This is a genomic window from Bradyrhizobium sp. CCBAU 53415 (genome assembly GCF_028128735.1).
Taxonomy (GTDB): Bacteria; Pseudomonadota; Alphaproteobacteria; order Rhizobiales; family Xanthobacteraceae; genus Bradyrhizobium.
The window spans coordinates 120,366-134,173 of record NZ_LBJF01000017.1; the positions used below are offsets into that span (position 1 = coordinate 120,366).

Annotated in this window: 11 protein-coding genes; 7 read left to right on the forward strand and 4 right to left on the reverse strand. The window is 64.4% G+C overall.

The features are described from left to right. Positions 1-77: 77 nt before the first annotated feature. The 3 genes from XH87_RS10330 to XH87_RS10340 all read left to right on the forward strand — a co-directional run bounded on the left by XH87_RS10330 (position 78) and on the right by XH87_RS10340 (position 3,209). On the forward strand, positions 78-845 hold the full coding sequence (locus tag XH87_RS10330) for an AAA family ATPase (protein ID WP_271587184.1): 768 nt from the start codon (positions 78-80) through the stop codon (positions 843-845). 979 nt (positions 846-1,824) lie between these two features. Then, the gene (locus XH87_RS10335) at positions 1,825-2,388 is read left to right on the forward strand and encodes an SRPBCC family protein (protein ID WP_271587185.1); all 564 of its coding nucleotides are present in this window, start codon (positions 1,825-1,827) and stop codon (positions 2,386-2,388) included. A gap of 2 nt (positions 2,389-2,390) precedes the next feature. After that, positions 2,391-3,209 carry a YVTN family beta-propeller repeat protein gene (locus XH87_RS10340; protein ID WP_271587186.1) on the forward strand — a complete coding sequence of 273 codons (819 nt, stop codon included), beginning with the start codon at positions 2,391-2,393 and terminating at the stop codon, positions 3,207-3,209. A gap of 98 nt (positions 3,210-3,307) precedes the next feature. Here the strand turns inward: XH87_RS10340 and XH87_RS10345 are convergent, their stop codons facing one another. After that, entirely contained in the window at positions 3,308-3,940 is a 633-nt protein-coding gene (locus XH87_RS10345; protein WP_271587187.1) for an HAD-IA family hydrolase, read from the reverse strand. Between the two features lie 101 nt (positions 3,941-4,041). Here XH87_RS10345 and XH87_RS10350 point away from each other — a divergent pair, with 101 nt between their 5' ends. Continuing rightward, positions 4,042-4,269, forward strand: coding sequence for a DUF433 domain-containing protein (locus XH87_RS10350; protein WP_130212464.1), 228 nt, complete (start codon positions 4,042-4,044; stop codon positions 4,267-4,269). A gap of 12 nt (positions 4,270-4,281) precedes the next feature. Further along, positions 4,282-4,608, forward strand: a complete 327-nt coding sequence (locus XH87_RS10355; protein ID WP_271587188.1) for a DUF5615 family PIN-like protein — start codon at positions 4,282-4,284, stop codon at positions 4,606-4,608. A gap of 164 nt (positions 4,609-4,772) precedes the next feature. Here XH87_RS10355 and uvrA read toward each other — a convergent pair whose 3' ends face one another. The 3 genes from uvrA to XH87_RS10370 all read right to left on the reverse strand — a co-directional run bounded on the left by uvrA (position 4,773) and on the right by XH87_RS10370 (position 9,719). Continuing rightward, positions 4,773-7,751 carry an excinuclease ABC subunit UvrA gene (gene uvrA / locus XH87_RS10360; protein ID WP_271587189.1) on the reverse strand — a complete coding sequence of 993 codons (2,979 nt, stop codon included), beginning with the start codon at positions 7,749-7,751 and terminating at the stop codon, positions 4,773-4,775. Between the two features lie 268 nt (positions 7,752-8,019). Continuing rightward, positions 8,020-8,709: an outer membrane protein gene (locus tag XH87_RS10365; RefSeq protein WP_271587190.1), complete on the reverse strand. Its 690-nt coding sequence runs from the start codon at positions 8,707-8,709 to the stop codon at positions 8,020-8,022. Positions 8,710-8,948: 239 nt separating this feature from the next. After that, positions 8,949-9,719, reverse strand: coding sequence for an outer membrane protein (locus XH87_RS10370; RefSeq protein WP_271587191.1), 771 nt, complete (start codon positions 9,717-9,719; stop codon positions 8,949-8,951). 438 nt (positions 9,720-10,157) lie between these two features. Here XH87_RS10370 and XH87_RS10375 point away from each other — a divergent pair, with 438 nt between their 5' ends. After that, entirely contained in the window at positions 10,158-10,652 is a 495-nt protein-coding gene (locus XH87_RS10375) for a single-stranded DNA-binding protein (RefSeq protein WP_027575349.1), read from the forward strand. 392 nt (positions 10,653-11,044) lie between these two features. Next, positions 11,045-13,777: a DNA gyrase subunit A gene (gene gyrA, locus XH87_RS10380; protein WP_271587192.1), complete on the forward strand. Its 2,733-nt coding sequence runs from the start codon at positions 11,045-11,047 to the stop codon at positions 13,775-13,777. Positions 13,778-13,808 lie beyond the last annotated feature (31 nt).

The following is a 13,808-nucleotide window of genomic DNA, read 5'->3' on the forward strand; positions in this document are numbered from 1 at the left end:
ACGAGTGGGTGCAGATACCGCTTTTGCAATTCTCGTGTTCCTGGTATGTTCTGGTAGAGACTTCAGGGGGGCGGGCAATGGCACGAAGAGGCAATCGAACGATCAACCTGCCTGCGCCGTATTTGAAGCGGGTCTGGCTCGATCCGTCGCAAGTTCACGATCGCGAGGCCTATCCGTTCTGCCTGCCCATCTTCCCCGATGATTTCGAGCTCAGCTTCGACGCGGCCATCACGATCATCGTGGGAGAGAACGGCACCGGGAAGTCGACAATCCTCGAGGGGATCGCAGCGCTCGCCGGCTATGACGATGCCGGTGGCGGCAAGGGTTACATGCCGGTCGATCATTCCGAAGCGCGCGAGAAGATGGGCGGCCAGCTCTCCAGGGCGCTGCGCGCAAGCTGGCTGCCGAAGATCACCAATGGCTGGTTCTTTCGTGCGGAGAGCTTCTTCTCGGTCGCGCGATATCTGGACAAGGCTGCGCGTGATGCCGGCCAGGTCGGCCCCGATTTCCTGTCCCACTCCCATGGAGAGGGTTTTCTCCGCTTCTTCGAGGAGCGCTGCCAGCGCCAGGGCATTTTCATCTTCGACGAGCCGGAATCCGCGCTGTCGCCGGCGCGGCAGATTGAATTCCTGAGGCTGCTGCGACGCATGGAGGACTCCCGCATCTGCCAGGTGATCATGGCGACCCATTCGCCGATGCTGATGGCCTATCCCAACGCGCAGCTGCTGCGGCTCCGCAAGTACGGGCTTGAGCCTGTCACGTTGGAGCAGACCGATCATTACCGGGTGATGCGGGAGTTTTGCGACGACCCGCGCGGATTTGTGGAAGCCACGCTGGCGGAGTAATAGCGCCGTTGGCGGTCGTTCTCTGTCGCGTCGTAAGGGGCTCCTCGCAATGAGGAGTGTGGAGCGCAACTTTTTCCACTCTCGTGTCCCGGACCAGCTGCAACGCGTGAAGCGTTGCGGCGCAGAGCCGGACCCAGGCGTCCGCGCGTCGTGCCGCTGCATGGGCCCCGGCTCTGCAGCGCACCGCCGAAGGGGCGCTGCGCTGCGTCCGGGGCACGAGAGCGAGTCCATTCATGTTCGAATCTTGATTGCACGCGCGGTTTCCCGTTCTCGCGGCACGTTGTGTCCGAGCTTTGCCTCAGTCATCACCCTCGAAAGTGCCGAGGGCGCAGGGATGGCCGGGCGCCGGCTGGCACCCGCGGTCCGCTGTGCGCAAATGCGCTGGAAACAGATGCACAGCGGCATACAGGGCAGCCTGAACGTCCGGCCTTCCCTGCGCAGCGGTTTTACGGCTTATGTCGTGCTCTCCCCGGGGAGCGATGCACTATTGCCCCCGTCGCCTTGCGGATGGCTGACGGTGCGAACCCGGTCGGGCCGCGACGTCACCGCAAGCCTTGGCGCACAGACCCCGGGCGCCAGGACCACACGATTTTGCCGTACGCAGGCTGCACCGGTCGTGTGCGCGCAGGTAGCTGCTCACGGAGTGATCCGCCCTGCAATCACCTTTCGCGCCGACGCCGCCTGCGTCCACCACGTCCCATCCCGCGTTCGTGACGATCGCGATCCGCCCCTCGGCCCGGGTTGGGGTGGCCGAAACATGCGACAATTCCGAATTCGAGTAAAGCGAATTATTTCGGCGTGGACATCTTGACCCTGCTCCGGGGTGTTTTGCCCGTCGGGCAACGCAAGGATTGGTGTGGATTGCAGGCCGCGGCCTCGCCACAACCGTGCCACGAACGGGTCTCCCCATCCTCCAAAAATGCGTTACGATGACCTCAGCGCGCCTCAAGCCGCGCAGATTGAAGAGTGAGGAAACGACATGCGGATGAGAAGCGGAACGGCGATCGCCGGGGTGGCGGCGCTGGCGGTGGCGGGGATGGCTCTGACGGCCGGTTTTGAGCCAGTCCGGGCCCACGGACCGACGCGGCAGAAGGTGCGGGAATCCATCGAGATCAACGCGCCGCAGGACAAGGTCTGGGCCGCGATCCGCAACTTTCAGGACATGAGCTGGCTTCCGCCCGTCACCAAGACCACGGGCGAGAAGGGCAACGAGATCGGCGCGACACGCCAACTGACGCTGACGGGCGGCGCGACCGTCGACGAGGAGCTCTACAAATACGAGCCCGACATGATGAGCTATTCGTACCGCATCACCAAGGTCGACGTGAAGGTGCTGCCGGTGACCAATTATTCCTCGACGCTGACGGTGTCGCCCGCGCCTGACGGCAAGGCGAAGCTGGAATGGGCCGGCGCGTTCTATCGTGGCTATCCCAACAACGATCCGCCGCCGGAGCTGAGCGACGAGGCCGCCAAGACCGCGGTGAGCGGGCTGTACAAGACCGGCCTTGAGGCGCTCAAGAAGAAGATCGAGAGCGGTAGCTGACCGTGCGGATGCTGGCACTGGCGGCGCTCGCCGCCGGCCTTTGCCTCGTCGGACCCGGCCGCGCCGCTGCCGAGGAGGCGTTCGTCACCAACCAGCTCAGCGACGACCTGATGGTCGTGGATCTCGGCAATTTGCGTAGCATTGCGACCATCCCGATCGGCGGCAAGCCGGCGGGCGTCGCTGTCAGCGCCGACGGACGCTTTGCCTATGTGACGAGCCCCGACGCCAAGGCGGTGACGGTGGTGGACGCGGCTGCGCGCCAGGTTGCGGGCCGCATCGAGGTCGGCGGCGGTCCGCTCGGCATCGCCGTGGCGCCAGACGGAAAGTCAGTCTATGTCGCCGACTGGTACGCGGCGGCGGTGCGGCTGATCGATGCGGCCTCGCGCAGCGTCACGGCCAGCATTGCGGTAGGCGCCTCGCCGTCGGGGCTTGCGGTGACGCCCGACGGCAAGCTGCTGCTCTCGGCCGACCGCGACGACGACGTGATCGACATCGCTGAAGGCCGCGAGGTCGCCCGCGTGCCGGTCGGCATGCGCCCCTATGCTGTGGCGCTGGCGCAAGGACGCGGCTTCGTCACCGACCAATATGGCGGCACCGTCAGCGTCTTCGACCTCGCGAGCTTGAAGCCGATCAAGCGCATCAATGTCGGCGACTATCCGGAAGGCATCAATGCGACCGCCGACGGCAAGCGCGTCGTCGTCGCCTGCTGGGAGAGCAACGTGCTTGATGTCATCGACGCGGCTGAGCTGAAGGTGATCAGCGAGATCAAGACCGGCGACGGCCCGCGCGCGTTCGGGGCGTTCTTGCGCAGGACGGAGTAGGGCGGCGTAGCGATCGTAGCCCCGATGAGCGAAGCGACATCCGGGACAGCGCCATCCTCATCCGCCGACGTTCCCGGATATCGCTGCGCTCATCCGGGCTACGGCATCGGGCAAAGCGTCGCCCTAATCTCGTCCATCCGCTCGAACACATGATCCGGCCCCAGCGCCCGCAGCGCCGCCGGCGCCGCATAGCCCCAGCACACGGCCCCGCAGGCAATTCCCGCGGCCCGCGCCGCCTCGATGTCGCGGACCTCGTCGCCGATCGCGATGACACTTTCGGGCTGGACGCCTGCGCGCCTGACAACCCGGCGGAATTTCGCGGGCTTGCCGAACAGTGACGCCGAGCAATCGAAATGCGCGATCAGCGACGCGGCATCCCCGAGCTTCTCGCGCGCATTGGCCTCGCTGTCGGAGGTCACCAGCGCGAGCTGAACGCCGTTGTCAGCCAACGTCCGCAGCATCATCTCGACGCCCGCGAACAATGCGATCTCGCTGGCTGCCTCGGCCTTCAGCCGCCGCGCATGCCGCGCGATCGCGGGGAGCTTCCACAGGGGCACTTCGAGGCGGGAGAGGATTTCGCGGCTCGACGCATGCCGAAGCTCGTCGATGTCCTCATCCTTCACGCGACGAAAATTGAAGTGGTCGGCGACATCGTTGATGGTGCGCAGGAACCACGGAAAGCTGTCGACGAGCGTGCCGTCGAGATCGAAGATGGCGAGGGAGTAGCGCATGGAGGAGATTGAAATACCGGGCGGACCCACGCATCGGGCCCAGCCGGCGACGCGCTGACAGATGTGATCGGAGATGCTATATTGAGGTTCAGAGGTGACAGATGTCGGAGCTGCTGGCAAGGATTACCGTCGATCCGCAACGCATGCATGGACGCCCGTGCATTCGCGATCTGCGCATCACGGTTGCCGACGTCCTGGGACTGCTGTCCGCAGGACAGTCGCGGGAAAGCATCCTCGAAGATTATCCATATCTGGAAGAGGCCGATATCGACGCTGTGCTCGCCTATGCCGCCCGCCAGGTCGACCACCCAATCATAGCGGCCAAATAGCGCTTGCCATACTTGATCGATGCTCAGCTTCCACCTGCACTCGCGGAAGCCATGCGTCGCGCTGGATACGATGCGGTTCATGTGGCTGAGTTCGGGATGGCAAACGCGATCGACGGGGTGATCTGGAACGAAGCCATTTCTCGATCGGCCGTTCTCGTCAACAAGGATCGCGACTTTTCGCTTCTGCGCGTTGCAAAGAGTCAGGGACCGATCGTGCTGTGGGTGCGGGTGGGTAACATCGACAATCGCACGCTGATCCGCCAGTTGCTCGGCGCCATGCCGCAGATAGTCGAAGCCGTCGCGAGGGGCGAGGCCGTCATCGAATTTGTCGGTGGTTAGCGTGGCAAGTAGGATCGAGCCACCCTTCCTATTTGGTCACGAGGATCCATCGATCGAGGCCGCTGTCCGCGCGAACCTCCCGGATCATCCGCTCCGCGTAGTATTTCCGCCTGCTTGTCGTGACCAGATATCGTGGCTTCTTCGACTGTAGGAGCGAAGGCTGCCTACTCCGCCGCCTCGCTCGTGCTCCGCCGCTTCGGCTTCCTGGCCTTCCTCAGCACCGGCTCCAGGAACTTGCCCGTATAGCTCCGCGGCGCCTTTGCGATGTCCTCCGGCGGGCCCCAGGCGACGATCTCGCCGCCGCCGTCGCCGCCTTCGGGGCCGAGGTCGATGACCCAGTCTGCCGTCTTGATGACTTCGAGATTGTGCTCGATGACGACGACGGTGTTGCCCTGCGCGACCAACTCGTGCAGCACCTCAAGCAGCTTCTTGACGTCGTGGAAGTGCAGGCCGGTGGTGGGTTCGTCCAGGATGTAGAGCGTGCGGCCGGTGGCGCGCTTGGACAGCTCTTTTGCCAGCTTGACGCGCTGGGCTTCGCCGCCCGAGAGCGTGGTGGCCTGCTGGCCGACATGGATGTAGTCGAGGCCGACGCGGTGCAGGGTCTGAAAGGTCTCGCGGACGCGCGGCACCGCCTTGAAGAACTCGGCGGCTTCCTCGACGGTCATGTCGAGCACGTCGGCGATGGACTTGCCCTTGAACAGGACCTCCAGCGTCTCGCGGTTGTAGCGCTTGCCCTTGCAGACGTCGCAGGTGACGTAGACGTCGGGCAGGAAGTGCATCTCGATCTTGATGACGCCGTCGCCCTGGCAGGCCTCGCAGCGGCCGCCCTTGACGTTGAAGGAGAAGCGGCCGGGCTCGTAGCCCCGCGCCTTGGCCTCGGGCAGGCCCGCAAACCATTCGCGGATCGGCGTGAAGGCGCCGGTGTAGGTCGCCGGGTTCGAGCGCGGGGTGCGGCCGATCGGCGACTGGTCGATGTCGATGATCTTGTCGATGTGCTCGAGGCCCTCGATGCGGTCGTGCGGGGCGGCGCCTTCACTGGCATTGTTCAGCTTGCGGGCGATGGCGCGATAGAGCGTGTCGATCAGCAGCGTCGACTTGCCGCCGCCGGAGACGCCGGTGACGCAGGTGAACAGGCCGAGCGGGATCTCCGCGGTGACGTTCTTGAGGTTATTGCCGCGAGCGTTGACCACCTTGATGGTGCGGCGATGGTTCGGCGGACGCCGCTCCGGCACCTCGACCTCAAGCTCGCCGGTCAGGTATTTGCCGGTCAGCGATTTCGGGTTGCGCATGATCTCGGCGGGCGTGCCTTCGGCGACGATGTGGCCGCCATGCATGCCGGCGCCGGGGCCGATGTCGAGCACGTAGTCGGCGAGGCGGATGGCGTCCTCGTCATGCTCGACCACGACCACGGTGTTGCCGAGGTCGCGAAGCCGCTTCAGCGTATCGAGCAGGCGGGCATTGTCGCGCTGGTGCAGGCCGATCGAGGGCTCGTCCAGCACGTAGAGCACGCCCGTCAGCCCCGAGCCGATCTGCGAGGCGAGGCGGATGCGCTGGCTCTCGCCGCCGGACAGCGTGCCGGAGGAGCGCGACAGCGTGAGGTAGTTGAGGCCGACGTCGAGCAGGAAGGTGAGGCGCTCGCGGATCTCTTTCAGGATGCGGCCGGCGATCTCCTTCTGCTGCGCGTTCAGCGCATCCATCACGGTCTCGAACCATTCGCCGGCCTTTCTGACCGACAGCTCCGAGATCTCGCCGATATGCTTGGCCCCGACCTTGACGCACAGTGCTTCCGGCTTCAGCCGGAAACCCTTGCAGGCTTCGCAGGGCACGTCGTGGAAATATTTCGCCAGCTCCTCGCGCGCCCACTCGCTCTCGGTCTCGCGATAGCGTCGGTTGATGTTGGTGATGACGCCCTCGAACGGCTTCCTGGTGTCGTAGGAGCGGACCCCGTCCTCGTAGGAGAACTTGATCTCGTCCTCGCCTGAGCCATAGAGCAGCGCGTCTTTCGTCTTCTTCGGCAGATCCTTCCACTTGGTGTCGAGCGTGAACTTGTAGTGCTTGCCGAGCGCGGTCAGCGTCTGCACGTAATAGGGCGATGACGATTTGGCCCAGGGCGCGATCGCGCCCTTGCGCAATGTCAGATCCTTGTCGGGGATGACGAGATCCTCGTCGACATGCTGCTCGACGCCGAGGCCGCCGCAGGCGGGACAGGCGCCATAGGGATTGTTGAACGAGAACAGGCGCGGCTCGATCTCGGGGATGGTGAAACCGGAGACCGGACAGGCGAATTTTTCCGAGAACAGGATGCGCTCGGGGCCGCTCTTGTCGTGGATCTTCGCGGTCTTCTTTTTCTCTTTCTCTTCCGCAAGCGCCGCCGGCGCGTCGGCGAACTCGATGACGGCAAGACCTTCAGCGAGCTTCAGCGCGGTCTCGAAGCTTTCGGCGAGGCGCTGGCCGATGTCGGCGCGGACCACGATGCGGTCGACCACGACGTCGATGTCGTGGGGAAATTTCTTGTCCAGCGTCGGCGCTTCCGCGAGCTCATGGAAGGTGCCGTCGATCTTGACGCGCTGAAAGCCCTTCTTGAGCCATTCGGCGAGTTCCTTGCGGTACTCGCCCTTGCGGCCGCGCACGACCGGCGCGAGCAGATAAAGGCGGGTGCCTTCGGGCAGGGCCAGCACGCGGTCGACCATCTGCGAGACGGTCTGGCTCTCGATCGGCAGGCCCGTGGCCGGCGAATAGGGCACGCCGACGCGGGCCCAGAGCAGGCGCATGTAGTCGTAGATCTCGGTGACGGTGCCGACGGTGGAGCGCGGGTTCTTCGACGTCGTCTTCTGCTCGATCGAGATCGCCGGCGACAGGCCGTCGATCTGGTCGACGTCGGGCTTCTGCATCATCTCCAGGAACTGGCGCGCATAGGCCGACAGCGATTCGACGTAGCGGCGCTGGCCCTCGGCATAGATGGTGTCGAAGGCGAGCGAGGATTTGCCGGAGCCGGAGAGGCCCGTGAACACCACCAGCTTGTCGCGGGGGATCTCGACGTCGATATTCTTGAGGTTGTGCTCGCGCGCGCCACGGATCGTAATTGCGCGCAGGCTGGAGCCCGCGTTCTGCTGTTGGCGCTTCGCCTTGATCACTTCGTCCATCCCGCTGGTCCTCAAGGAATCCAAAGACGCGCGATCGCGCCAATGCAAAAGGCGCGCTTCGCCCGGAACCGGGAACGGCGCCGATGGGTATGGCAGCGAACGTAGGAAGAACGGCGGCAGATTTCCAGTGCGACTTGCGAATCGTCAACGGATTGTTGGCGCGCTGGCGGCATCTGGCAGCAGAAACCTTTAGCCCTAGCCAGATGCGCAAAACAAAAAGGCCGGCGCGAGGCCGGCCTTTCGTCACGCTGAGGCGCTGAAGCGTAGCTTAGTACTTGGCGACCACGGGGGCGCCGAAGTGATAGTTCACGCCGACCTGCACGGTGTGGAGGTTGAGCGTGCCGGTGTTGACGGCACCGAAGTAGGTCTCGCCGCCGAGGCTGCGATAGAGGTACTCGCCCTTGACCGACCACTGCGGAGCAAAGAACGCCTCGACGCCGGCGCCGACGGTCCAGCCCGAGTGGAACTGGCTGTCGGAGGCCGAGAGGCCGCCCAGGGTCGCGGTGATCTTGTTGTCGATCCAGGCGTAACCACCGGTGCCGTACAGCAGCACATTGTTCACAGCCCAGCCGATGCGGCCGCGCACGGTGCCCATCGCGTCGGTCTTGGAGCTCACCGAAGCGGGGATGCCACCGACGCCGGCGACGAAAACGGTGCCAGCCGCCGAGGCGCTGACGTCGGCCCAGGCACCATCGGCCTCGATGCCGAACACGACGTTGCCGGTCTGCCAGTTATAGCCGGCGGTGCCGCCGACGAAGCCACCCTGCATCTTCGGGTCGCCCGAACTGGCTTCCCAGGCGCCGCCGCCGACGATACCGAGGTAGAAGCCGGTCCAGTTGTAGACCGCAGCAATCGGAGCGACCGGAGCCTTGGTGTAGGGGCGCGCCGCGAGATCGGCCGCCGAGGCAGGAGCGGCGAGAGCGAACAAACAGGCCGAAGCCAACAAAACCTTCTTCATTTTTAACTTAATCCCAGTCCCAGTTTCTGTTGTTGCCTTCCGTGACCGGAAGGGCAGCGGACTCAAACGGCCCAACTGGCGCGATGCTTACACCAACAAAGCCGCAAGTTGTGTCTCCGAAAAGCCACAACGCCGCAAAAGGTGATGGTTACTGACTCATTGCCACGGGCAATTCTGCGCCCGAACAACAAAGGCCGGCGCGAGGCCGGCCTTTGATCTCAAAACAATATCAGCGGATATCAATATCTTGCGATCAACGGGCCGCCCCAGCGATAGTTCACGCGGATAAGGCCGATATCGACGTCCTGGCTGATGCGATCGGAGGCAGTGAAGGCACCGAGCGGAGCCGCGGCAAAATTGCCGGATCCGGTGAAGTCGACCGTGCGGTGGCCGAGGAAGATGTGATCGTACTCGAAGCCGACCGACCAGTTCGGGGCGAATCCGAACTCGACGCCCGCGCCCACCGTGCCGCCCCAACGGGTCTCGCTGGCCCGGTCGAATTCGAGACCGGTCGCCAAATCGTAGGTCCGGTAGCGATCACCGACGACGGCGGCGCCGCCCTTCACGTAGAGCAAGACGTTGTTCCAGGCGTAGCCGACCTGTCCGGTGATCAAACCGAAAGAGTCAATCTTGGACTGGTTGCGAAGGCCGGACACCGCGCTGATGTTGTCGCCGGTAAAGTCGGCCCAGTTGCCCTGTCCTTCGAAGCCGAACACCCAGTTCGTCGACTGCCAGCGATAGCCGACCTGGCCACCGACCGTGCCGCCCGTCGCGTTGTGGCAGCCCTCGCCGACCAGAACGCCGGTTGCCGGAGTCACGAAGTCCCAGCACTTGTGGCTTGTGCCGCCACCGCCGTTGATGCCGATGTAGAAGCCGCTCCAGTCGTAGATGGCGGCGACCATCGGCGCGGGAGCCTTGGTGTAGGGACGCGCGGCAAGATCCGCCGCACTTGCAGGAGCCGCCAGCCCCAACGCCATCGCACTGATTGCACCAAACAGAATCTTATTCATTGCAGTCTCCCCAGTTTCGTCCGCTTCTCGATGTCTCCGAAAGCGGCTGATCAGGCGCGACGCCCATATGAACTAATTCCGAGGCAACGATAGCCAAAGGAATGGGCAAAGTCCGTCTCCGAAATGCCACACTCGCCGGCCGATTGAGGTGGCTGCAACTTGATGAATGTTAAGCGGTTTTTGTATTTCTCGGGAACCCGGAAAGGTTCCATCCGGGTTCCCCTGCCATCGGCCTGAAGCCAAATTGTTCTGTCCTTTTGGCATGAAGAACAAATCTGGAACGGAGCCGACGGGAATGCTATATGTGGGGATAACCCTGAGGGGTGCGGGCTGATTGGTGCCCGCAAGCGTATAGGGTCGCCTCAACAGGCGCAGAGGAACGCGGACAGCGGGCCTCGCCCTTTTGAAATTCAGCGGCATTCGGAGTGGAGAGCGGCGATGGCGGGAAGCGTCAACAAGGTCATTCTGGTTGGAAATCTCGGCAAGGATCCTGAAATCCGCCGCACCCAGGACGGGCGGCCGATCGCGAATTTGAGTATCGCGACCTCGGAGACCTGGCGCGACAAGAATACCGGCGAGCGCAAGGAGAAGACCGAGTGGCACCGCGTCGTGATCTTCAATGAAGGGCTCTGCAAGGTCGCCGAGCAATACCTGAAGAAGGGCGCCAAGGTTTACATCGAGGGCGCGCTGCAGACTCGCAAATGGACCGACCAGAGCGGGGTCGAGAAGTATTCGACCGAGGTCGTGCTCCAGGGCTTCAACTCGACGCTGACCATGCTCGATGGCCGCGGTGGCGGCGGAGGAGGCGGAAGCTTCGGCGACGAGCCGGGCGGCGATTTCGGCTCCTCCGGTCCGGTCAGCAGCGCGCCGCGTCGTCCCGTTGCCGCCGGTGGTGGCCGCAACAGCGACATGGACGACGACATCCCGTTCTGAGGACGCGGATCGCGCCTGTCGAGACGCGCCGAGCGCATGGAGCCTGGCGTGTCGTATCAGCAATTCTGGCTAGTCGACGGGGCGGGCTCGGGTTTTCCGGGCCCGCTTCATGTCCGGCTTGAATTCAATCGACCCGACATTTCAGACGACGGCACTCCGCAGCTCCAGAGCGCTGCGAACGGGCCGGTGGGGCGCGCCGCGCGGCGCGGTTTTCGGGGTGTCGGAGGCGGTTCCGCGGTGCCATTTCCGGGGTTGCCCGAGGCACCTTGTCCGAAGCCGTAAGTCGTTGGAAAAATAAGCGGAAAAAGCGCTTCTCGATCCTCCCGCGAGGGTGGTTATCCGACCCCCGATGCGCTATATGATTCCCAGACAAGAACTCACCGGATTCCCCCTTGGCTGACGACGACAACAAGCCCGGCGACCAGCCGGCGCATCCCTCGGATATTCGCCCCGTTTCCATCTACGAGGAGATGAAGAAGTCCTATCTCGATTACGCCATGAGCGTGATCGTGGCGCGTGCGCTGCCCGATGCGCGCGACGGGTTGAAGCCGGTGCACCGCCGCATCCTGTTCGCGATGAACAATCGCGGCGACACCCCGGACAAGAAACACAAGAAGTCCGCCGGTGCCGTCGGCGAGGTCATGGGCAAGTACCATCCCCATGGCGACCAGGCGATCTACGACGCCTTGGTTCGCATGGCGCAGGACTTCTCGATGCGCGCGCCGCTGATCGACGGGCAGGGCAATTTCGGCTCGGTCGACGGCGATCCGGCCGCGGCGATGCGCTACACCGAGTCGCGCCTGACCAAGATCGCGCTGAAGCTGCTCGAAGACATCGACGACGACACGGTCGACTTCCAGGACAATTACGACGGCTCCGAGCGGGAGCCCGTGGTTCTGCCGGCACGGTTCCCGAACCTGCTGGTGAACGGCGCCGGCGGCATCGCGGTCGGCATGGCCACCAACATCCCGCCGCACAATCTCGGCGAGGTGATCGACGCCTGCGTGGCGCTGATCGACAATCCGTCGCTGACCATCGACGAGCTCAACAACATCATCCCGGGCCCGGATTTCCCGACCGGCGGCATCATCCTCGGACGCCAGGGCATCCGCAGCGCCTATCATCTCGGCCGCGGTTCGATCGTGATGCGCGGCAAGGTCACCTTCGAGACGATCCGGAAGGAACGCGAGGCGATCGTCATCACCGAGATCCCTTATCAGGTGAACAAGGCGACGATGGTCGAGCGCATCGCCGAGCTCTACAAGGAGAAGAAGATCGAGGGCATCTCCGATCTTCGCGACGAATCCGACCGCGACGGCTACCGCGTCGTCGTCGAGCTCAAGCGCGATGCGGTGCCCGACGTGGTGCTGAACCAGCTCTACAAGTTCACGCCGCTGCAGACCAGTTTCGGCGTCAACGCCGTCGCGCTCGATTCCGGCCGTCCGCAGACGATGACCCTGAAGGACATGCTGACGATCTTCGTCGGCTTCCGGGAGCAGGTCGTCACCCGCCGCACCAAATACAGGCTGCGCAAGGCGCGCGAGCGCGCGCATGAGCAGGTCGGCCTCGCCATCGCGGTCGCCAATATCGACGAGATCATCAAGGTGATCCGGCACTCGCCGACGCCGGCCGCCGCGCGCGAGACGCTGATGACGCGCGACTGGCCCGCGCGCGACGTCGAGGACATCATCACGCTGATCGACGACCCCCGTCACCGCATCAGCGAAGACGGCACCATCCGCCTGTCGCTGGAGCAGGCAAGGGCGATCCTGGAGCTGCGCCTCGCACGTCTCACCGCGCTTGGCCGCGACGAGATCGGCGAGGAGCTCGCAAAGCTCGCCGGCGAGATCGGCGAATATCTCGAGATCCTGCGCTCGCGCGCCCGCATCCTCGACATCATCAAGACCGAGCTCACCGAGGTGAAGGCCGAATTCGCCACGCCGCGCCGCACCGTGATCATGGAGCAGGAGGGCGAGGTCGAGGACGAGGACCTGATCCAGCGCGAGGACATGGTCGTCACCGTCTCCCACGCCGGCTACGTCAAGCGCGTGCCGCTGTCGGCCTACCGGGCGCAACGCCGCGGCGGCAAGGGCCGCTCCGGCATGCAGACCCGCGACGAGGATTTCGTCAGCCGCCTGTTCGTGGCGTCCACGCATACGCCGGTGCTGTTCTTCTCCTCGCGCGGCCAGGTCTACAAGGAAAAGGTCTGGCGGCTGCCGATGGCCGCGCCGAACGCGCGCGGCAAGGCGATGATCAACATCCTGCCGCTGGAGCAGGGCGAGCGCATCACCACCATCATGCCGCTGCCGGAGGATGAATCGACCTGGGGCGAGCTCGACGTGATGTTCGCCACCACGGGCGGCAACGTCCGTCGCAACAAGCTGTCCGACTTCGTCGACGTCCGCCGCTCCGGCATCATCGCCATGAAGCTCGACGACAACGAGGCGATCGTCGACGTGCAGATCTGCACCGAGCGCGACGACGTGCTGCTGACCGCCGCCGGCGGCCAGTGCATCCGCTTCCCCGTCACCGACGTGCGCGTGTTCACCGGGCGCACCTCGATGGGTGTGCGCGGCATCGCCCTCGCCGACGCCGACAAGGTGATTTCTCTGGCGATCCTGCGCCACGTCGAGACCACCTCGGACGAGCGCTCGGCCTACCTGAAGATGCGCCGTGCGGTGGCGGGCGAAGCTGCGGCGGACGAGGCGCCGGCCGATACCGAGGCCGAGGAGATCTCCGGCAGCTTCCAGCTGTCGCAGGAGCGTTATGCCGAGATGTCTGCGCAGGAGCAGGTCGTGCTGACCGTCTCCGTCAACGGCTACGGCAAGCGGACCTCGTCCTACGAGTATCGCACCACGGGGCGCGGCGGCAAAGGCATCGTCGCCATGAGCGTCAACAACCGCAACGGCAACCTCGTCGCATCCTTCCCCGTCGAGGATGCTGATCAAATCATGCTGGTCACCGACAAGGGCCAGTTGATCCGCTGCCCGGTCGAGGGTATCCGCATCGCCGGCCGCTCGACGCAAGGCGTGATCGTGTTCGACACCGCCGAGGACGAGCACGTCGTTTCGGTCGAGCACATCACGGAAGAGGCGGAGAACGGGAACGGCGAAGGCGGGAGCTAGACTAAGCGGGCGCTGCACCGGACCCAGCGGC